Raw genomic sequence first — 21533 nt, 5'->3', positions numbered from 1 at the left:
TCTTGCCAAGCCGCGCGGCGCAGCCTGCGGGCCTTCCAGGCATCACCCATCCCTTTAAATTCAATAGTTGGGCCAGCCCTGTCTGTCCGCATGCCGCAGGTACCCGTCTCGACGATGCGCCAGTCTGCCTTCGCCGACGGCACTGTGGCCTGCGAACAGACAGGGCTGGTGACGACGGCGATACTTATTCAGTGTTGCCTTAACGTGCGGCCAAACGCGCCTGCACTTCCGCATAGATCCGCGCGCGCTTGGCGGAGAACCAGCCCAACACGCCGGTGACCGGCATCGGCTGCAAGCCGGCAAGGCGCGCATGCGCGATGCGCAACAGGTGTGCGCTGTGGAATTCGGCGAATGCTTCGGCCAGCACCGACGTGCGGAACGGCGATTCCACGAACTCGTCCATCACCGTGCCGAGCACCGCGGCGGCGCGCCTTGCGATTTCGATATTGGCGCGCGCCACCTGAGCATCGCCGGACGGCACCCGATAGGCCGCTTCGATTGCATGCGCGAGTTGATGGAACTCCCCCGCATGCAGCGGCCGGCAATAGATCGGCGTCTTGGCGCGCTTGAGCAGCCACGCCTGGTCCAGCCGCGCCAGCGCGGCGGAATCGTTGGTGGCGATGTCCAGCGCATCGCTATAGCTGTAGCCGTATTCGCCCATCAGCTCGATGGCCAGTTCCTCGCGCACCATCGGCTGGTTGCGGCGCGCGCCGTCGCGGCCGTACCAGCGGATGTATTCGGGCGTCACCTGCGAAAAGCTGCCGCGTGGCGGACGGTTCAACAACCGCTCTTCAGCTTCGCTCTGCAGGTGCGGGTGCACCGCCTTCATGCCGGCGGCGCGCGCGGCGAGCACGCGGTCCATCAGCACTTCCGCCGTGACCAGATCGTTGTGGTACTCGCCGAACAGGCTGTCGTCGTCGACGTGGGCAAAATAGACGAAACGAATGTGCCGAACCACGCGCGCCACGCGACGCGCCCGCTTGGCCGGATCGTTGAAACGCCGCTTCCACGCGCGTCCGTCCTGCGCAGAACCATGCGCGGAAGGAAGATTGTTGAGCAGCTTGCCTATTTCGCGGTCAGACACTGCAACCGTATCCATGCCATCGCCATCGTTTGGCCGCCTAGAAACATCCGATTCACACACACCGGCACCCTCGAACTGCAAGTGCGCGACGACTTATCGTCGTTGCGCGACACCATGAAAGATCGAACACCTGTCGTTGCGTCCTCGGCGACGCGATGTAACCGTTTGCCCGCACAAGGCCGCACGCGACCCGGGGGCGCAGAAGCTCACGCTCCTGCCCGCCGCGGACAGACTGCGAATACCTTCGCGGTGAACGGATCGGCCGGTGGGGAAGCCGGCCAATGCCTCAAACTCCTTGCGCCAGGAACGGCCCGGATCGTCTGGCACGCGCCGAAACAGCGTGCGAGATCCGCAAGCACCGAAAACCGTCGTGAAATCCAGCGCAAATGCCGAGGAACATCGCTTTGCGGGACCGCACGCGCGATGTGCTGCACCGTCGCTACGGACAGCAGGCACACACGCCCTGGGAGGCGCGCATTATAACGAGAACCACGTCACAAACGTTAAATTCGTGACCTCTGGCCCATGCTTTTTCACATGCATACGTCTGCATACGTATGCGTCTGGAGGTTTTACATCGAGGGCGGGCCTTTCAGCTCGACCATGTTGCCTTGCGGATCAAACAGATAAATGGAGGGGCCTTCGCCCTTGGCGCCGTAGCGGCTGCCGGTTTCCCCTACTTCCACGCCATGCGCCTTCAAGTGCGCCAGGATCGCGGTTTCGTCGTAGTCGGCCACGCTGAGGCATAGGTGATCCATGTTGTGCCCTTCCGTGCCCGGGCCGGCACCGCCCTGACGGCCCAGTTTGCTGTCGACGGCCACCAGGTCGATCAGTGAGTTGCCGGCGCGCAATTGCACCAGGCCGATGTCGTCCTGCCGGCGCTCCACGCTGCAGCCCAGTACCTCGCAGTAGAACGCCTGCATCAGGGGAACGTCATGGACGCGCAGCACGACGTGGTCGAGTTGTTCGATGCGGAAAGGTGGTTTGTTCATGATCTTTGCTTCGGACGATGACCGTGGCAATGGGTAGGTTGGGGTGGGAACCCCAACATCGCTATCCCCAAGCATGGCACCGTTGGGGTTTGCACCCCAACCTACGCCCGCTGATCCTCTTCGTTGGGGGTATAATCGGCATCTTGATGTACACGGTGGGAGAAGCGGGCCCACACCCGCTGCCGAAGGCGCAACGCCCGTAATCGCTCAGGCTCCATACCGCCGTATACCCAAGACTCTGGAGAGACCGGTTCAATCCGGCGCCGAAGGGGCACGAAGCGCGAGCTTCCAAACTCTCAGGCAAAAGGACAGAGGGGCGCCCCGCGTGCGGCCTGCACGTTTTCTTCGGACGCCCTTGCCATGAGCCAGACCCATTCCCCTTCGCTGCGCGAACTCGAGCACCACAACGCTTTCATCGAGCGCCACATCGGCCCCAACGATGCCGAAATTACGCAGATGCTGCGCGTGATCGGCTACGACTCGCTGGAGGCGATGACCGACGCAATCGTGCCCGGCCAGATCAAATCGCAACAGCCGCTGGCGTTGCCCGAAAGCATCACGGAAGAAGAAGCGCTGGCGAAGATCGGCAGCATCGCGCGCAAGAACAAGGTATTCAAGAACTTCATCGGCCAGGGTTACTACGGCACGCTCACGCCGAACGTCATCCTGCGCAACATCCTGGAAAATCCCGCGTGGTACACGGCATACACGCCGTACCAGGCGGAAATCTCGCAAGGCCGCATGGAAGCGCTGATCAATTTCCAGACCATGGTCGCCGATCTCACCGGCATGGACATCTCCAATGCCTCGCTGCTGGACGAAGCCACCGCCGCGGGCGAAGCGATGACGCTGGCCAAGCGCTCGGCCAAATCCAAGAGCAACGTGTTCTTCGTCGCCAACGACGTGCATCCGCAAACATTGGAAGTGCTGCACACGCGCGCCGACGGCATCGGCATTGAAGTGCGCGTGGGTGAACCGGCCGAAGCGTCCAGCGTCGACAGCTTCGGCGTACTGCTGCAGTACCCGAACACGTACGGCCAGATCAACGATTACCGCGCGGTGGCCGATGCGGTGCATGCGCGCGGCGGCATCGTCGCGGTGGCGACCGATCTGCTCGCGCTCACGCTGATCGCCTCACCGGGTTCCTGGGGCGCGGACATCGTGGTCGGCAACAGCCAGCGTTTCGGCGTTCCGTTCGGCTTCGGCGGCCCGCACGCCGCCTATCTTGCTTGCCGCGATGCGTACAAGCGTTCCATGCCTGGCCGCCTGATTGGCGTGTCGGTGGATGCGGAAGGCAAGCCGGCGTACCGCCTCACCCTGCAGACGCGCGAGCAGCATATCCGCCGCGAGAAGGCCACCTCCAACATCTGCACTGCGCAGGTATTGCTGGCGGTGATGGCCAGCATGTACGCGGTGTACCACGGCCCGGATGGCTTGAAGCGCATCGCACGCCGTACGCATCGCTTTGCCGCGATCCTGGCCGCTGCCTTGCGCCGCGCCGGCATGACGGTGGGTACGGATTTCTTCGATACGCTGCACATCACCAACGTCGACGCCGATGCGATCCATGCCAAGGCCGTGAGCCAAGGTATCAACCTGCGCCAGATCCACGGCCAGAGCGTGGGCATCAGCCTGGACGAAACCACCACGCGCGCCGATGTGCTCGCACTGGCCAGGTTGTTCGGCGCCGAGATCGTCGACATCGACGAAGCGGATGCCAACACGCCGGACGAACTGCCCGCCGCATTGTTGCGCAAGGAAGCCTTCCTGCAGCATCCGGTGTTCAACACGCATCACAGCGAACACGAACTGCTGCGCTATATGCGCTCGCTCGCCGACAAGGACCTGGCGATGGATCGCACCATGATCCCGCTCGGCAGCTGCACCATGAAGCTCAACGCCACCGCCGAGATGATTCCGGTGACATGGCCCGAGTTCGGCGGCATCCATCCGCTGGCGCCGGCCGACCAGACGCAAGGCTACAAGCAGCTGATCGAAGAACTGGAGGCGATGCTGGTGGAATGCACCGGCTACGACGCGGTGAGCCTGCAGCCGAACTCCGGCGCGCAGGGCGAATACGCCGGCCTGCTGGCCATTCGCGCGTATCACCGCTCGCGTGGCGAAGACCAGCGCGACATCTGCCTGATTCCCGAATCCGCGCATGGCACCAATCCGGCTTCCGCGCAAATGTGCGGCATGACGGTGGTGGTCACCAAGTGCGACGCCAACGGCAACGTCGACATCGACGACATTCGCGCCAAGGCGGAAAAATATTCCGACCGCCTCGCCGCCCTGATGATCACCTACCCTTCCACGCACGGCGTGTTCGAGGAAGACGTGGTGCGCATCTGCGAGATCGTGCACCAGCATGGCGGTCAGGTGTACACCGACGGCGCCAACATGAATGCGTTGGTGAGCGTGGCCAAGCCCGGCAAATGGGGCTCGGACGTTTCACATCTGAACCTGCACAAGACCTTCTGCATTCCGCACGGCGGTGGCGGCCCGGGTGTCGGTCCCTGCGCGGTGAAGTCGCATCTTGCTCCATTCCTGCCCAGGGAGCTCGGCGGCGAAGGCAAGGTCGGTATGGTCAGCGCAGCCAGCTTCGGCAGCGCCAGCATCCTGCCGATCAGCTGGATGTACATCACGCTGATGGGCCGCGAAGGCCTGCGCAAGGCCACACAGGTGGCGCTGCTCAACGCCAACTACATCGCCAAGCGCTTGGCGTCGCATTACGAAACGCTCTACACCGGCCGCAACGGTTTGGTGGCGCACGAATGCATCCTCGACCTGCGTCCGCTCAAGGACAGTACCGGCATCAGCGCCGAAGACGTGGCCAAGCGCTTGATCGATTTCGGCTTCCACGCCCCCACGCTGAGCTTCCCGGTGCCCGGCACGTTGATGGTGGAACCGACCGAGAGCGAATCGCAGCATGAGCTGGATCGCTTCGTCGACGCGATGATCCAGATCCGCGACGAAATCCGCGCGATCGAAGACGGCCGCCTGGACCGCGAAGACAATCCGCTCAAGAACGCGCCGCATACCGCCACCATGGTAACCGGCACCGAGTGGGCGCACGCCTATCCGCGCGAACTGGCCGCCTTCCCGCTGCCCAGCCTCAAGCTGCAGAAGTACTGGTCGCCGGTGGCGCGCGTGGACAACGTCTACGGCGACAAGAACGTGATGTGCGCATGCATCCCGGTGGATGCTTACAAGGAAGAAGTCGAGGTGTGATGGCGTCGCACGCTCATGCAAAAAGCCCCGCCTCGCGCGGGGCTTTTTTTGTTCTTGTAGGCTGGGGTGCAAACCCCAGCATCGTCATCTACACGGCTCCCTAATGCTGGGGTTTTCACCCCAGCCTACATGGTGCTGCCGGCCGGCACGGGACAATGCAGGCTCGCGCAAATCACCCGCAACAATTCGGTCTCGGTCGGCGTGACCACGCCATCCGCACGAATCGCAGCAAGCAGACTCTGGATGACGATGTCCTTGGCGGCTGGCATCAGGCCATCCAACTCGTCCAGCGCGCGATCGAACGGCGTCTGCCAATCCAGCGGCAAGGTTCGCCAGTTGGCAGTCATGCCTGGGAGCGCCTGGTTCATCGCCAGCAACCATGCCCGTCGCGCTGCGCCATCATCGTTGGCGCCATACGTCGCCACCACCGCGCATACCAGCGCCACGCTGTCGCGGCAGGCGGGCAGTTTCTTCTGGCCGTCGATCGGTGCCTGGCGCGGCTTCAAGGCTTCCAGCAGATACATGCGCAGCAGCCGTACCAGGCAATAATCCTCCAGCCCGACCAGCGGATCGACGCTGACCACCGCGTCGAGCGTTTCCAGCAAGGTTTGCAGGCGCCCTTGCGGCAGTTGCTTGAGTGCAGGGAAAGCGAGCGCGATCAGCGGCAGGCGCGAGGTGGCCGGTATGGTTGCTTTATCCACGGCGAGCTTGCTTGCCGCCCACTGCACGTCGTCGCCGAAGGCATTGGCGATAAGCCGCTTTTGCTTGGCCTGCAGATCGTCGTGTTCGGACATGGCCAGCGCGAGCGCCAAGGTAAGCGCAGATTCGGGCTGCCTGGCGGCTTCGTCCAGGTGACCTGGAATGCCTTGCTGCAGCGCCGCGGCATGTTGCAAGGCCTTGTCCTTCGGCTCGACCGGCGGCGGCGCGACGGTTGGCTGGGCGGCAAGCACGGCGGCACCGACCTGGCCGGGCCATTCCAGCGGCGGCAGCACGCGCGTGACTGCAGAAGTATCGTTGCCGGTTGCGGCGGATGGCTCGGCCTGCAATGAGGCATGCATCTGCGCCTCGAACTGCGCCAGCTCGCGTTCGCGAAACCAGGGTTCCAGCGTGCGGATGCGCGTCAGCAATGGCGGATGCGTTGCGAACCATGCGTTGAAGTTGTCCACATCGCCGAACATCATGTGCGCCACTTCATGACGGTTCGCCACCTGCAACTGCGAACCCTCTTCCAACACAGCAATTTTCTTCAGCGCACCGGCAATGCCGCGCGTCTGCCGGGTGAACTGCACGGCGGACGCATCGGCGAGCGCTTCGCGCGAACGCGCTACCGCAGCCTGGATCAGGCGGCCGAAGAAATGCCCGATCGACCCGATGATGAGCAACAGGAAACCGAACAGGTAGCCGCCACCCCTGCCACGATCGTCATCATACCTTCCGCCATACGACGTACCGGACCACGCAAGCTGGCGGCCGATCACCGACAAGGCCATGATGCCGAACAGCAATCCCATCAAACGGATATTGAGCCGCATGTCGCCGTTGAGCACGTGGCTGAATTCGTGAGCGATCACACCCTGCAATTCGTCGCGTGTCAGATGATCCAGGCAGCCTTGCGTCACGCAGATGGCGGCGTCGGATGCCGAATAGCCTGCAGCGAACGCGTTGATGCCGGGTTCGTTCGGCAGGAAATAGATGTCCGGCACGGGCGTGCCCGAAGCGATCGCCACTTCCTCGATCACGTTGCGCAATTGCCGCAGCCTGGGGTCCTGCGTATCGGGCGGCACCGGCTCGCCGCCGACATCCTCGGCCACCGCTTTGCCACCCGCGGACAAACTGTTGATGCGATACCACGCGCAACCCGCGATAAGGCCAAGCACGGCGATGGTGCTGATGCTCAGCAGGGACGGCAGGTGATGCAGCGTCTGGCCAGTGGCAAACAACCGCACGAAATGCCGCGGGTATCCGAACACCAGCAGCACCACCATATCCACGGCGGCGACAATGGCAAGCACCGCCGCCACGAACAACAAAACCAGCATGCGAGTGCTGCTGCGTACACGCGCCTGTTCGGCGAAAAAATCCATTCCGCCCCTCCCGGCAGGATCGATGCGCTGTCGACGAGTTCGCTAAGCGCTCAGCCGAACGACACTTTGGGCACTTCGCGCACCGCAGCGTCCTCCACCTGCAGCAACTGCGCAGGCGCGAAGCTGAAGCTGTTGGCGACGAAGGAGGCGGGAAACACTTCGCGGCGATTGTTGTATGTCATTACCGCGTCGTTATAGGCCTGGCGCGCGAAGGCGACGCGGTTTTCCGTGGACGTGAGCTCCTCGGAAAGCTGCATCATGGTCTGGTTGGCCTTGAGATCCGGATACGCCTCGCTGAGCGCGAACAGGCGTCCCAAGCTTTGGTTGAGGCCGTCTTGCGTTGCAGCCAGCTGATCCATTGCGCCAGGATCGCCAGGATTGCGCTTGGCGTCGGCCAGGCCTTTGACGGCGGCATTGCGCGCCTGGATCACCGCTTCCAAGGTGCCGCGTTCGTGCGCGAGATAGGCCTTGGCCGTTTCCACCAGGTTGGGAATCAAATCATGGCGGCGCGTGAGCTGCACATCGATCTGCGCGAAGGCGTTCTTGTAACTGTTACGCGCCGTGACCAGGCCGTTGTACAGCGAAACGACGTACACGACGACCACGACGATCAACGCCAAAAAGACGAACAAGCCCATCGTTATTCCCCCTGCGGCGTGCTGCACGCCGTTATTTAGGTTTTCCCAGGTATGACTGCGTTCAACCCGGGCGGGAGCGTAGCACGAACGTGGTGGGGCCTATTTGCGGTGATGGGCGGATTTTTTTGGCGTCAACTTCGCGCAAGCGAGCTTTTGCATGGTGATGTGTGGTGGTGAGTTATGCGCTGGCGGACCGCTACAAGAAACCTCACCGTCATTCCGGCGAAGGCCGAAATCTATGCTTCGTACTGGAGATAGATGATTCGCTTCGCTCACCCTTTCGGGGCCTTCCTCCGGACGTTCTCCGCGCTTCGCGCTACGTCCGGCCTTCGCCGCAAGGACAGTGAGGCGATCTGAAAGATCCGCACACCCTCGCCCAAGGCCCTCAACCATTGACATTCAAACCATAATGCGAATAATTCGCATTTGTTATCTTAATACTTTTCCTAGGGGCTCCTCTGATGGGTCAGCCGCGTACCTGCCGCGCTGCGTTACTTCTCGCCACCCTTGCCGCCGGCATGCTCGGCGCCGGGCTAGCTTCCACGGCCGGCGCAGAGGAAAGCCAGTTCGGCTACGTCTACACCACCGACCTGCTGCCCAAGGGCGCGATGGAAGTGGAGCAATGGGCTACCTGGCGCCACCAGAAAATAGCCGGCACGTTCGACCAGCTCGATGGCCGCACCGAGTTCGAGTACGGCCTGGCCGACAACCTGCAGGTGGCGATGTATCTCAACTACACCTGGGCGCAGGCGTATCGCAATGGTCCCTATGGCATCACCACGCCGCCCGAACCGCTGTCCTACGACAACCCCGATCCGTACAGCCACTACCAGGCGTCGCGCTTCGTCGGCGTGTCGGGCGAAGTGATCTATCGCATCTTCAGCCCATATACCGACAAGATCGGCATGGCCGTGTACGTGGAGCCCACCATCGGTGCGGCATTCCGCGAACTGGAAACCAAGCTGATCCTGCAGAAGAATTTCTTCGACGATCGCCTGGTCACCGCGTTCAACGCCACCTATGCGCCGGAATGGCGCAACCAGCACGTCGACGACCTGCCCGGCAAGAAAGCCTGGAACTACGAAGTGGATGCAAACCTCGGCGTGGCGGCGTCGTATCGCTTCGCACCCAACTGGTCCGCCGGACTCGAGTTCGAAAACGAGCACGAATACAACAGCTACAATTTCACACGCGAATCCAACAGTGGCTATTACTTTGGCCCCACCATCCATTATGGCGGCAAGCGTTTCTTCGTCACGGCGACGTTCCTGGAACAATTGCCGTGGGCGAGCACGCATTCCGACACAGTGCCGGGCGCGCTGGTGGGCGGTCGCGTTTTCGACAACGATTTCGAAAAGTACCGCCTGCGCATCAAGGGCGGCTTCTACTTCTGAGGAGGGAACATGCAATCCCGTCTCCTGCTGATTCCCTTGGCGGCCCTGGTGGTCGCCGCACCTGTTCGCGCTACCGTGTATTTGAGCGTGGAACAGGCGCAGGCGCTGATGTTTCCCGGCGCCACTCTCACGCCCGCCTTCGTCACCTTGACGCCGGAACAGATGAGGGCGATCGAAAAGGACAGCGACGTCAACGTGCTGAGCCCGCAACTGAAGGTGTGGAAGAGCTCCACTGGCGGTTGGTTCATCGCCGACGAGGTGGTGGGCAAGCACGATTTCAGTCCGTTCGCGCTGGCCCTGGACGAACACGGCGCGGTGAAGGACGTGGAAATTCTCGAATACCGCGAAACCTATGGCGACCAGGTGCGCAACGCGAACTGGCGTGCGCAATTCACCGGCAAGACGCACGGCGCGCCGCTGAAGATCGGCGACGACATCAAGAACATCTCCGGCGCCACGCTTTCCAGCCGGCACATCACCGATGGCGTGAAGCGCCTGCTGTCCACCTATGCCCTCGTGTTTGCCCAGCAACACGCTTGAACGCGCACGACCGTTGCTGGGCACCACGGTCGCGATCCGCGTGGAAGCGGACGATGCGGCGGCGGGCCATCGCGCGATCGACGCCGCCTTCGCCGCGGTAGCGCGTGTGCATGCCTTGATGAGTTTCCACGAGGCGCAGAGCGACCTTTCGCGCATCCATCGGGAGTCACCTGGAACACCGGTCGAGGTCGATCCGCAAACGGCGGAGGTGCTGCGCTGCGCACTCGCTTTTTCCGCGTGGAGCGATGGAATCTTCGACATCACTGTTGCCGGCCAGCTCGTTGCGCAAGGCCTTCTGCCTCGGCCCGCGCGCGCCGCCATGCCGGCAGCGGATGCATGCTGGCGCGATATCCAGCTTGATGACGCAAACGGCGTCGTGCTGCAACGCCCGCTATGGATGGACCTGGGCGGCATCGCCAAAGGCTATGCGGTGGACCAAGCCATCGCATGCCTGCAAGCACACGGCATTCGCAACGCCTGTGTCAACGCAGGCGGCGATCTGCGCCTGCTCGGGCCAGGCCCTCACCGCGTCGCCATCGATACCGGCAGCGAACCGCATATCACGCAGCCGGTGCTCGAAATCGACGAAGCGGCCGTGGCCACCAGCACCAGCCGCGCATTTGGCGATACTGGCCAGAGTGCGCAAGTGCACGGTCGAACACGAACCGGCGTCGGCGCACAGACGTGCGTGAGCGTGGTCGCCCCCACGTGCATGCACGCTGATGCCTTGACCAAGATCGTATTGGCGGCAGGCGCGGACAGCGCACCCTTGTTGCAACGCCTCGATGCCATGGCCTATCTGCACGACGCATCCGATAACTGGTCGGTGCTCGGAGCGACGGCATGATCACGCGCACGCTGCCCAACCGCTCCGTGGTGGGGCATCACCCCACTCCCCTGCGCCTGTCGCGGCGCCGACGCTACACCGTCTATGGCATCGGCGGCATGCTGTGGCTGAGCGGTGTGCTATGGCTGGTGTTTCATTATTTCCTGCAAAGCAAGGGCGAGTTCGGCGCCACGGAAAATCCGCTGGAACCGTGGTGGCTGCGCCTGCACGCCATGATGGCGTTCGCTGCGCTGTGGACGTTCGGCCTGGTGTGGGGCGTGCACGTCGTGGCGGGTTGGCGCACCGGCCGCCATCGCCTGTCTGGCAGCATTACCGTGGCGCTACTCGGCTGGCTGATCGCTACCGGCTACCTGCTCTACTACCTGGTCGACGATCAGTGGCGGCTGGTGATGTCGTGGGCGCATTGGCTGGTCGGGCTCGCGCTGCCGCTCGCATTTATCGTGCACCGCGCGCGTGGCCGCCAGCGCAATGCCGTTCGGCATCGTCATCCGCCAGTTGCCTGACGACGGCAACACAGCCGTGCGTCACTTGGGATTCGCCGGTGCGCCCGGTGCAGGATCGGGACCATCGTGCGCCTTGCTCGCCACGGTGCTGCCGGACAGGCGATCCTTGCGCGTCGCCACCTGCCGCTCGCGGTTGAGGTGCGTACCGCCGGCCTGATAGCTGCTACCGGCTCCAGGCACGGGTAATGGCGCTTCGTCGCTTACCGGATTGCCCAAGGCTTCGCGTCTCTCCGCATCAAAACCGTGATGCGGCAAAGCCTGTCCGGTACCGCTGACGCCGCCCGCATTGCCTTCCTTGCGAAGTGCACGCGATACGGCTTGCGGTTCGATGGCGTCGTTGTCGTTTCGCTGGCTGCTGCGTTGGTCGGATGAACGATGCGCTGCCATGGTGTCTGCTCCCATTGAGTGGCCGCGCACAGCTTGCACCTTGGCGAATCAGCGATGCGTGGATTTTCGGTTTATTAGCGCGTCGAAACGCTGGCACGGCGGATGGTGCTTGCTTGCGTGCTTTGACGCCGTCGTAGCATCGCACTACTGCACGATCATGCGCGTTGCCAGCTCGTAACGATTTCGGCCATTGCTCTTGGCGCGATAAAGCGCTCGATCGGCCTCATCCAGCAAGGCCAGCGGATCCAGCGGCGTCTGCGCGGTCTGCGTGGCGATGCCGACGCTTACCGAGACACGCCCCAGCGGACAGCCGGGATGCGCAATCTGCAATCGCTCGATGGCATCGATCAAGCGGTGTGCGACATCCTGCGCGACCTCGCTGCCGGCGGCGAACAGCACGATGGCGAATTCCTCGCCGCCGTAGCGCGCGACCAGATCATGGGGGCGCACGCGGCTGCGGCTCAACGCACCGGCCACCTGGACGAGGCAGCCATCGCCGGCGACGTGGCCAAGGCTGTCGTTGAATTGCTTGAAGTAGTCGATATCGACCATCAGCAGCGAGCAATAGCTTCCCGTTGCCTGCCCTTCTTCGAGCGCCTCCCGCAGACGCGTATCGAGCGTGGCGCGATTGGCGATGCCGGTAAGCGGATCGCGGCCTACTTGCTGCTCGAGGCGCCAGGCGCTCAGGTTGACGGCGCGTTGGCTGTCCATGCTACGGCTCTGGATGAACGCCACGCGCAAACCGTAGAACAACACCGCCGACGCCCCCACCAGCAGGCTCGGAATGAAATTGATGCGTGACGTGCTGATGGTCAGCATCACCACCATCATCGACAGCACGATCGGCGCGAACGAGGCGATGGTTTGCGACACCGGCAGCGAGGGATGATGCGCACGCAACCAGCGCGGCGGCTGGCGTGTGGCACCCAGCGCCAGCAGCGCATGCGGCATATCGATCAGCGAGCCGGCCCACCATGGCAAGCCATGCATTTCCAGGCGGTTGTAGATCGCGGCCACGATGGCGTTGATCAGCAGGTAGGCGCTGGCGGCGTAGTAGAAATAGCGCCAGCGAAAGCTGCGTGCGCCAAACAGCCGCAACATGGCCATGGCCGCCAGCGAAAAATCGATCGCATCGGCCTGGTACAACACCACGTAGATGCTCGATGGATCCGATGCCAACGGTCCGCTCAAGAGGCTGGTGAAGAACTCATACACCAGCACCGCGACCATGCACGACAACACCAGGTCCAACACCGCCACGGTGCGCGGCTCGTTCAATGCGAACGAGCGCGTCACCATGAACATGCACGGGATCATGTACAGCGCCGAGAGCACGGTGGCCAGCGCGGCAAGGTAGCCGCCCTTGTCACCCAGCAGCGTCGCCAGCGTATTGGTGCTCGCCCACAACACCTGCATCGAGACGGCCGCCGCCAGCAGCAGCCACGGCAACCTGATCAATGCCGGGCTACGTCGATAACGTCTCAACAGCGCCCATACGGCCGTGCACTGCACCGCGATCATCGCCAGCTGCGGCCACATGGCTTCGGCATGGCCGTTCCACTTCGCCACAAGCAGGTGGGCGGTCAACAGCGAAACGAGTAACCAGGCGACACGCAACGAACGTTCCTCTTGATCGGGATGAAGCAACAGCGCGGCGGCTATCGACAAAATGCGTCACGTCGAAGGCGCAGTTCCCACGAGAGGGACCGTCTTCGCAACGCAAGCCCATCCTGGAACGCACAATCCCTTGGCCACGCCGCGCAAGCAAGCGCTTTGCAGCTGGCAAGCAAGTTATAGGCCGCGCTGTTAGCCGATTAAGGCAACATTGATCAAGTATCGCCGTCGTCACCGGCCCTGTCTGTTCGCAGGCCACAGGGCCGTCGGCGAAGGCAGACTGGCGCATCGTCGAGACGGGTACCTGCGGCATGTGGACAGACAGGGCTGGCCCCACAGGTTGAATTTGAATGAGGGGGGTGATGTCTGGAAGGCCCGCATGCTGCGCCGCGCGGCTTGGCAAGACGGCCAGTCTTCCCGGCGCCACGCAGCGCACCCTGCGAGCCTTTCAGGCATCACGACGACGGCGATACTTGATCAGTGTTGCCTTGAGCGATGTCAGTGCATCGCGAGCTCAAAGCCAAAGGCACCACGTCGCGGACTCAAAAATAAGAAAACACAAAACACGTACCGCCACGCGAGGATGTCATCCAAATCGCCCAAAGCGGCATCTGCCCGATCAAAAAGCCAGTCTGCGCGAGCATTTAGATCGATGCAATGTGGCAACCGCAAATGAAGAAACATTACCCCCCGCCATCAATTTCGTAATTGCCCGACAAAAGGCCAAGCCGCAGCATCCGCACTGCCAGACATCGAATCGCGATAGACAACGTCATAGGGGAGTCTGTCGCCGGTGCATCAGCCGGGCCGGTGGCCCGTAAACCACAAAAAACAGCCGGCAGGCCAAGGTCTGTCGACACGGGTAACTGCGGGGAGAAGATTGCTCATGATCGGGAAAGTGCAAGCATCCGAAATGCACGGCGTAGTACGTCCTGTGCGCTCAACAGCCGGTTCCGGCGCCAAGCTGGCAGTGGCGGTGGCAATGGGATTGGCCTTTACCTACGGCGGTGTCGCCGTGCATGCCCAGGATGCGGCGCCGGCTTCCGGCATCGGCAGCGCGTCGGCGCAGACGGGGGAGTCCAACACCAACAGTGGTGTCGCGGACGCAAAGAAAAAGCGCGAGGAAGCCAAGCAGCTGGCGGGCATCACCGTCACCGGCATCCGCGCTTCGGTCGAGAAGGCGCAGGACATCAAGCGCGACGCCGACACCTTCGTCGATTCGCTGTCCGCCACCGACATCGGCGCACTGCCCGATCGCAGCGTCACCGAAACCCTGTCGCGCATTCCCGGCGTCACCATCGACCACTTCCTCTCCCAGGGCGATCCGGAGCACTTCTCCGCCGAAGGCAATGGCGTGCAGGTGCGCGGCCTGACCCAGGTGCGCTCGGAGCTGAACGGCCGCGACAGCTTTTCCGCCAACGGCGGACGCGCGCTCAGCTTCCAGGACGTGCCGGCGGAACTGCTGTCCGGCGTGGACGTGTTCAAGAACCAGAAGGCCGACATGATCGAAGGCGGCCTGGGCGGCACGGTGAACTTGCGCACCTTCATGCCGTTCGATTTCCAGGGCCAGAAGATCGTCGGCTCGGTCAGCGAGAACTACGGCGACTTCGTCAAGAAGTACAAGCCCTCAGCCTCGGCGCTCTATAGCAATCGCTGGAATACCAGCATCGGCGAAATGGGCGTCCTCGTCGACGTTGCCGATTCGCGTCTGGCCACGCGTACCGACGGCCTGTTCGTGCGTCCGTTCTTCAAGAACGCCGCCGGCACCTGGGTGCCGCGCGGCGCCGACTGGCGCACCTTGCTGTACGACCGCAAGCGTGACGGCTATTACCTGGCCTTCCAGTGGCGCCCCAACCAGAACCTCGATTTCTACGCCACCGCATTCCAGAGCAGGTACCACGAAGTCTGGGACGAAGATGCGATCTTCGTGGGGAACGATCCGACGCAGGTCAAGGTGGATGCCAGCCAGCCAAGCCAGATCAACGGCGGCGTGTTCCAGTCCGGTCGCCTCACCCAGGCTGGCGGCATGCCGATGGGCACCGACATCCGCGCCTCCGACAGCACCTCCAAGACCACGGACTTTTCCACCGGCATGAAGTGGCTGGTGGGCTCGAGCACCGAAGTCACCAGCGAGCTGCAGTTCGTCAAGGCGACGGTCAACAGCCTGGACTCCACCGTGGCCCTGGGCACCAACGTGCCCTACATCGACGTCGGCCTGAATGGCACCAACCCGCCGCACATCGGCGTCGATTCCAACTTCACCGGGAACCCCGCCAATTACTACTGGGGGTTCACCATGGACCACCAGAACCAGAACTATGCCAGGGAACTGGCCTGGCGCGCGGACGTCTCGCACAGCTTCATCAGCGGCTTCGTGCATGCGTTGAAGGGTGGCGTGCGCATCACCAACCGCTACGCCAACAACATCGACACCGGCTACAACTGGATGCCCGTGTTCCAGACCTGGATGCAAGGCTGGGCGATTCCCAGCGGCGCGTTGCCTAACCTGAACTTGAGCAGCACGGTCAATACCAGCCTGGTGCACCTGGACACGTTCAAGAACTTCTACCGGGGCGCCGCCGGTATTCCGGGTGCGTTCTATGCGCCGGTGCTTTCGACCGCACTGGGCTATCCGGGCAGCTACGCGGCCATTCATGACGCCGCCATTCCGTACTACATCGGTGGCGGCTATAACGTGCCGTACCAGCCCACGCTGCTCGATGCTGCGCATACCAATATCCAGCACGAAAAGACCTACGCGGCGTATGCCATGCTCGAATTCGGGCTGGACGATGCCAACCTGAGCGGCAATGTAGGTGTGCGCGCGGTGCAGACCAGGAACAATTCCGCAGGCTTTCTGGTGTTTCCCAATGTGGCGTTGGCGCCGTTTCTGGGCACGGGCCAGTCCTCGCCTATCAATGCCCGCAACGAATACACCGATATCCTGCCCAGCCTGAACCTGAAGTGGGAATTCGCGCCGAACGTGGTCACGCGTTTTGCCTTCTCCAAGGCGATTGCGCGGCCGGACTTCAGCCAGATGCAGGCGTATCAGATTCTCAATGCCGCCGTACTGTCCGGCTACACGCCGCCGCCCGGCACCACCACGTTGCCGCTGGACAAGCTGACGCTGACCAGTACGTCCAACAGCAATCCGTACCTGACGCCGATGAAGGCCAACCAGTTCGATCTGTCGCTGGAGTGGTACTTCGACCCGGATCACGGCGGCATGACCTGGATCAACTTCTTCCACAAGGGCATCAGCGACTACTTCCGCAACGAGTCGGATTTCGTGACGTATCCGGGTGTCGACGGCAATAACTACCAGTATCTGGTCACCCGTCCGGTGAATATCGGCAAGGCGACGATCGACGGCGCGGAAGTGGGCTGGAACCAGTTCTTTGACTTCCTGCCGGTGAAGGGCTTCGGCATGTCGGCGAACTACACCTACATCCGCAGCCGGACCCACGTGCCGAACGAGACCACGGCGGTGCCGGTGGATACGGATGGCTCCAAATACGGCAACCTCCCGGCGGATGGCCTGTCGCGGGACTCGATGAACGTCGCTGGTTTCTACGAGCACGGTCCATGGCAAATCCGACTGGCCTACAACTGGCGCAGCCAGTATCTGCTGTCGATCGGTCCGAATGGCTACAACGGTACCGATGGCGGCATTCCGTGGAAGCTGCCGGTATTCGCCGATGCCTACGGTCAGTTGGACGGTTCGATCTTCTACGCGTTCAACGAGCACCTGAGGCTCGGCCTGGAGATGAACAACATCAACAACGCCGAACAGCGCACGATCATGTTCCAGAATGCATCCGGCAAGCACATCACCTCCTGGTACGTGAACGACACACGTTATGCGCTGACGCTGCGTGCGACGTTCTGATGATGTGGCGTGGCGAAGCCCCCTCTCCCTGGACGGGAGAGGGGCTCGCTCCGTAGGTTGGGGTGCAAACCCCAACATCGCCATCTCGGCAGGCGAGGTCATGTTGGGGTTTGCACCCCAACCTACATTCCGGCCTTCGCCGGCATGACGGTGAAGCAAAACAGGCTCTCTTAAGAATGCTCAAACACCTTTGCGCCGCCGCCTGCTCGCTGTTCTTCACGCTGGGCATCCACGCTAGCGAACCTGCAACCGCTCCCTACCACTTCACCAGCGTGCGCATCGGCGGCGGCGGTTTTGTCAGCGGCCTGGTCTATCACCCCACCGCGCAAGGCCTGCTTTATGCGCGCACCGACGTCGGTGGCGCGTATCGCTGGGATCAATCGGCCATGCGCTGGACGCCGCTCACCGATTGGGTGAGCGCGGCGGACAACAACCTGCTTGGCATCGACAGCCTTGCCGTCGATCCACGCGATGCGAACCGGGTTTACCTGCTTTCCGGCACCTACAACGTGCCGCGCGTGGGCAATGCCGCGGTGCTGCGTTCCTCCGACCGCGGCGCTCATTTCGAGCGCGCCAACTTGCCCTTCAAGATGGGCGGCAACGAGCTGGGCCGTGGCGATGGCGAGCGTCTGGCGGTGGATCCCAACGATGGGCGCATCCTTTTCCTCGGTTCGCGCGATGCCGGCTTGTGGCGCAGCGAGGATTACGGCGCGCACTGGCAGCGTGTCGCCAGTTTTCCCGCCGTGGCGACATCGCCTGCGGCGAGCGCGAAGAACAGCTGGCGCCGGCAGGCGATCGGCATCGTGTTCGTGGTGTTCGATCCCACCAGCGGCGCGCCCGGCAAGCCGAGCAGTACGCTGTATGCCGGCGTTTCCACCCAAGAAACCAGTCTGTTTCGTTCCACCGATGGCGGACGCACCTGGAGCGCGGTGTCCGGACAACCGGTCGGCCTGCGGCCCAACCATATGGTGCGCGCGGGCGACGGCACCTATTACTTGAGTTACGGCGACGAACCCGGCCCCGACACCATGCATGACGGCGCGGTGTGGAAGTACGAGCCGGCCGCGCAGCGCTGGACCGACATCACCCCCTTGCCGCGCGAGGTCGGCATGCTTGGCGACCTTGGTCTCGGCTACGGCTGGGGCGCGGTAGCGGTGGATCCGCGCGATCCCAACGTGATCATGGCGGCGACGTTCGCGCACTACACGCCCAAGGACGAACTGTTCCGCAGCACCGATGGCGGCAAGCACTGGCAGGAAATTTTCGCGCGTTCGCACTTCGACTATAGCGATCCCGTGTGGGTGCGCGAGCATACGCCGCACTGGATGGCATCCATCGCCATCGATCCGCACGATGCCGATCGCGTGTGGTTCGTCACCGGTTACGGCGTGTGGATGTCCACCGACATGCGCAACGCCGACCATGATGGCGACGTGCACTGGCAGTTCCAGGATCGCGGCCTGGAAGAAACCGTCGCGCTGGATCTGGTGAGTCCGCCGCAAGGCGCGCATCTGCTGAGCGCGATCGGCGACCTGGATGGCTACAAGCACGATGACCTGGACGTGGCGCCGCTGCAGTTCACCGCGCCGCCGCGCTACGCCAATGGCGAAAGCATCGATTTTGCGCAGAACAAACCGTCGTTGATCGTGCGCAGCGGTTACCTGCGCAAGCCGTTCGATCCGGCGATCCGCGCGGCATATTCGGAAGATGGCGGTGCGCATTGGCAGGCCTTTGCCAGCGAGCCGGAGCCGTCAGGGGAGGGCGCCGGCACGATTGCCCTCGCCGCGGACGGCTCGGCCGTGCTGTGGATGCCGCGTGGCGCTGCGCATGCCTATCTCACGCATGATTTTGGCAAGCATTGGCAGACGGTCGATGGCTTGCCGGCGCATGCGCGCGTGCTGAGCGATCGCGTCGATCCGAAACGTTTCTATGCGTATGTGGGGCGTTTCTATGGTTTCGAAGGGCACTCCACGCAAGTGCTGGCGAGCCGCGATGGCGGCGCGCATTTCCAAGTGATCGGCGGTGCGCTGGGAGAACGGCTTACGCACGGCTCGATCGCGTGGGTGCGCCCGGCGCCCGATGCGGCTGGCGTGGTCTACGTTGGCGGTGAGGGGCTTGGGCTGCTGCGTGCGCACGACGATGGCGGCGCTCTGGCGAAGCTTGGTGAGCTGGCCGACGTGCGCGATTTCGGCTTCGGCAAATCGGCGCCGGGCAGTACCGCGCCGACGATCTTCGCGGCAGGGCAGCTTGGCGATGTATACGGGCTTTATCGCTCAACGGACGACGGCGCGCATTGGCTGCGTATCGATGACGATGCGCACCGTTATGGCGGGCAGCGATTGATCATCGGCGATCCGCGCGTGTTCGGGCGGGTGTATTTCGCGAGCAGCGGTCGTGGTGTGTTTTATGGCGATCCTGCCGAAACCAAGAAGCCATGAGTCATCGAGACCTGCATGTGCACCTCAACCTGCTCCCTCCCCTGCGCGCAGGGGAGGGCTGGGGTGGGGTGGAGCCACCTCGCAGCGAACTCGAATAGCACGGCAAGCTCGAACAACCCCACCCCGACCCTCCCCTTCACGCAGGGGAGGGAGAAGATCAGGCAACGGTGACCCCATGCAATCTCTGGTACGCCTCCGCATTATGTCCTTATGGCTAGCGCTCGCGATGCTGGCCGCCATGCCTTCATCCGCCGCCGAAGCCCAGGACAACCTCCCGCACTTCGTCAGCCAGAACGGCCGCCACGCCTTTATCGTCGATGGCAAGCCCTTCCTGCTGCTCGGCGCGCAAGTGGGTAACTCCAGCAACTACCCCGCAATGCTGGATCAGGTATGGCCGGCGACCGATCATGTTGAAGCCAACACCGTGATGGTGCCGATCGCCTGGGAGCAGATCGAACCCACCGAAGGCCACTTCGATTTCAGCTTTCTCGACACGCTGCTGGCACAGGCGCGCGAACACAAGGTACGGCTGGCGCTCCTATGGTTCGGCACCTGGAAGAACAACAGCCCCAGCTATGCGCCTTCGTGGGTGAAGCTGGACAACAAGCGCTTTCCGCGCGTGATCGCGCAGGACGGCAAACAGATGGTTTCGCTGTCGCCGCTGGCCGCGGCCACCCTGGAGGCCGACCGCAAGGCCTTCGTGCAACTGATGACGCACCTGCGCGATGTCGACGGCACGCGGCACACCGTGATCCTGATGCAGGTGGAGAACGAATCGGGCAGCTACGGCACGGATCGCGATTATTCGCCGGCCGCCAACGCGGCGTTCGCGCAACCGGTGCCGGCCGCGGTACTCAAGGCCGCGCACAAGCCCGCGGGCAACTGGACGCAGGTGTTCGGCAAGGATGCGGCCGAATTTTTCCAGGCGTGGTCGGTGTCGCGTTTCATCGGCCAAGTGGCCGCCGCTGGCAAGGCGGTGTATCCGCTGCCGATGTATGCCAATGCGGTGGTGAGCGATCCGGTGCATCCCAGCCCGCCGGCGGCCCATTCCAGCGGCGGCCCGTCGCAGAACGTGCTCTTTATCTGGAAGGCGGGCGCGCCGGCCATCGACATGATCGGTCCGGATCTTTACTGGCGCGACTATGAGCGCTACACCGCCGTACTCGGACTTTATTCGCGTCCGGACAACGCGCTGGTCGTGACCGAAACCGGCAACGACCAGCCGTATGCGCGCTATATCTTCGCCACGCTCGGCCATCAGGGCATCGGCTTTTCGGTGTTCGGCATCGACTACACCGGCTACGTCAATTACCCACTGGGCGCCCCGAAGGCGGATGAGGCCGCGTTCGAACCGTTCGCCATGACCAACCGCCTGCTGCGCCCGATGGGCGAGCTGATCGCCACGCTGAGCTACGCCGGCAAGGTGTGGGGCGTTTCCGAACCGGAGCACGAGCACAGCCAGGACATCGATATGGGCGACTGGCGCGCGAAGGTGTCCTACGGCTTACCGGCGTTCGGCCCCACCGAGGCGCCGCCCGGCAACAAGACGCCCAAGGGCGGCGTACTGATTGCGCAGATCGGCAAGGACGAGTATCTGGTCACCGGCTATTTTGCGCGCGTGGATTTCTTGCCGGGCAAGGGCAGGGAACATGTGCACTTCATGATGGATCGGGTCGAGGAAGGCCGTTACGACGAACAGGGCCGCTGGCAGTTCCTGCGCGTGTGGAACGGCGACCAGACCGATTGGGGGCTCAACTTCACCGAGCGGCCGCAGGTGCTACACGTAAAGTTGGCCACGTATTGATGGTTGGTGTTATCTGACCATTACTCTTTGCCTGGCCGTCATTCCCGCGAAAGCGGGAATCCATGTTGCTTTTCGGCGTAAAGCCAGA

General features: G+C 63.0%; 14 protein-coding genes and 1 riboswitch. Of the genes, 8 read left to right on the top strand and 6 right to left on the bottom strand.

Annotated features, from left to right (window positions below; all coding sequences use genetic code 11):
* Positions 1 to 199: 199 nt before the first annotated feature.
* Both ACTHNE_RS16140 and ACTHNE_RS16135 read right to left on the bottom strand, forming a co-directional pair.
* Positions 200 to 1099, bottom strand: a complete 900-nt coding sequence (locus tag ACTHNE_RS16140; RefSeq protein ID WP_324947034.1) for a hypothetical protein — start codon at positions 1097 to 1099, stop codon at positions 200 to 202.
* Between the two features lie 557 nt (positions 1100 to 1656).
* Positions 1657 to 2076, bottom strand: coding sequence for a VOC family protein (locus ACTHNE_RS16135; RefSeq protein ID WP_324947036.1), 420 nt, complete (start codon positions 2074 to 2076; stop codon positions 1657 to 1659).
* 228 nt (positions 2077 to 2304) lie between these two features.
* Positions 2305 to 2398: riboswitch (glycine riboswitch) on the top strand.
* Between the two features lie 38 nt (positions 2399 to 2436).
* On the opposite strand from ACTHNE_RS16135, the gene gcvP reads away from it, so the two are divergent.
* On the top strand, positions 2437 to 5307 hold the full coding sequence (gene gcvP, locus ACTHNE_RS16130) for an aminomethyl-transferring glycine dehydrogenase (RefSeq protein WP_414649779.1): 2871 nt from the start codon (positions 2437 to 2439) through the stop codon (positions 5305 to 5307).
* 125 nt (positions 5308 to 5432) lie between these two features.
* Here the strand turns inward: gcvP and ACTHNE_RS16125 are convergent, their stop codons facing one another.
* Positions 5433 to 7391 (bottom strand): M48 family metallopeptidase, encoded by a 1959-nt coding sequence (locus ACTHNE_RS16125; RefSeq protein WP_324947041.1) that lies wholly within the window; start codon positions 7389 to 7391, stop codon positions 5433 to 5435.
* 50 nt (positions 7392 to 7441) lie between these two features.
* A complete protein-coding gene (locus tag ACTHNE_RS16120) occupies positions 7442 to 8029 on the bottom strand; it encodes a LemA family protein (RefSeq protein ID WP_324947043.1) in 588 nt (195 codons plus the stop codon).
* Positions 8030 to 8490: 461 nt separating this feature from the next.
* Here ACTHNE_RS16120 and ACTHNE_RS16115 point away from each other — a divergent pair, with 461 nt between their 5' ends.
* Genes ACTHNE_RS16115 through ACTHNE_RS16100 form a run of 4 tightly spaced genes read left to right on the top strand, consistent with a single transcriptional unit; the run spans position 8491 to position 11313 of the window.
* Positions 8491 to 9423: a DUF6662 family protein gene (locus ACTHNE_RS16115; RefSeq protein ID WP_324947045.1), complete on the top strand. Its 933-nt coding sequence runs from the start codon at positions 8491 to 8493 to the stop codon at positions 9421 to 9423.
* A gap of 9 nt (positions 9424 to 9432) precedes the next feature.
* Positions 9433 to 9963: an FMN-binding protein gene (locus tag ACTHNE_RS16110; protein WP_440269779.1), complete on the top strand. Its 531-nt coding sequence runs from the start codon at positions 9433 to 9435 to the stop codon at positions 9961 to 9963.
* Positions 9932 to 10810: an FAD:protein FMN transferase gene (locus ACTHNE_RS16105; RefSeq protein ID WP_324947049.1), complete on the top strand. Its 879-nt coding sequence runs from the start codon at positions 9932 to 9934 to the stop codon at positions 10808 to 10810. The genes ACTHNE_RS16110 and ACTHNE_RS16105 overlap by 32 nt, the downstream gene beginning before the upstream one ends.
* A complete protein-coding gene (locus tag ACTHNE_RS16100) occupies positions 10807 to 11313 on the top strand; it encodes a hypothetical protein (RefSeq protein ID WP_324947051.1) in 507 nt (168 codons plus the stop codon). Before ACTHNE_RS16105 ends, ACTHNE_RS16100 begins: the two co-directional genes overlap by 4 nt.
* Before the next feature lie 21 nt (positions 11314 to 11334).
* On the opposite strand, the gene ACTHNE_RS16095 is transcribed toward ACTHNE_RS16100, so the two are convergent.
* Together ACTHNE_RS16095 and ACTHNE_RS16090 are read right to left on the bottom strand one after the other, a co-directional pair.
* Positions 11335 to 11700 carry a hypothetical protein gene (locus ACTHNE_RS16095; protein WP_324947053.1) on the bottom strand — a complete coding sequence of 122 codons (366 nt, stop codon included), beginning with the start codon at positions 11698 to 11700 and terminating at the stop codon, positions 11335 to 11337.
* A 144-nt stretch (positions 11701 to 11844) separates the two neighbouring features.
* A complete protein-coding gene (locus ACTHNE_RS16090) occupies positions 11845 to 13317 on the bottom strand; it encodes a GGDEF domain-containing protein (RefSeq protein ID WP_324947055.1) in 1473 nt (490 codons plus the stop codon).
* Between the two features lie 883 nt (positions 13318 to 14200).
* On the opposite strand from ACTHNE_RS16090, the gene ACTHNE_RS16085 reads away from it, so the two are divergent.
* The 3 genes from ACTHNE_RS16085 (at position 14201) to ACTHNE_RS16075 (ending at position 21445) form a co-directional block, all read left to right on the top strand.
* Positions 14201 to 17203: a TonB-dependent receptor gene (locus ACTHNE_RS16085; RefSeq protein WP_440269778.1), complete on the top strand. Its 3003-nt coding sequence runs from the start codon at positions 14201 to 14203 to the stop codon at positions 17201 to 17203.
* 176 nt (positions 17204 to 17379) lie between these two features.
* The gene (locus tag ACTHNE_RS16080; protein WP_440269777.1) at positions 17380 to 19641 is read left to right on the top strand and encodes a WD40/YVTN/BNR-like repeat-containing protein; all 2262 of its coding nucleotides are present in this window, start codon (positions 17380 to 17382) and stop codon (positions 19639 to 19641) included.
* A 238-nt stretch (positions 19642 to 19879) separates the two neighbouring features.
* Positions 19880 to 21445: a DUF5597 domain-containing protein gene (locus tag ACTHNE_RS16075; RefSeq protein WP_440269776.1), complete on the top strand. Its 1566-nt coding sequence runs from the start codon at positions 19880 to 19882 to the stop codon at positions 21443 to 21445.
* Positions 21446 to 21533 lie beyond the last annotated feature (88 nt).

Source organism: Dyella sp. (assembly GCF_051954575.1).
In the GTDB taxonomy this organism is placed as follows: Bacteria; Pseudomonadota; Gammaproteobacteria; order Xanthomonadales; family Rhodanobacteraceae; genus Dyella_B.
Note: the sequence above shows the minus strand (reverse complement) of the source record. Positions and strands in the feature narration are given on the sequence as shown.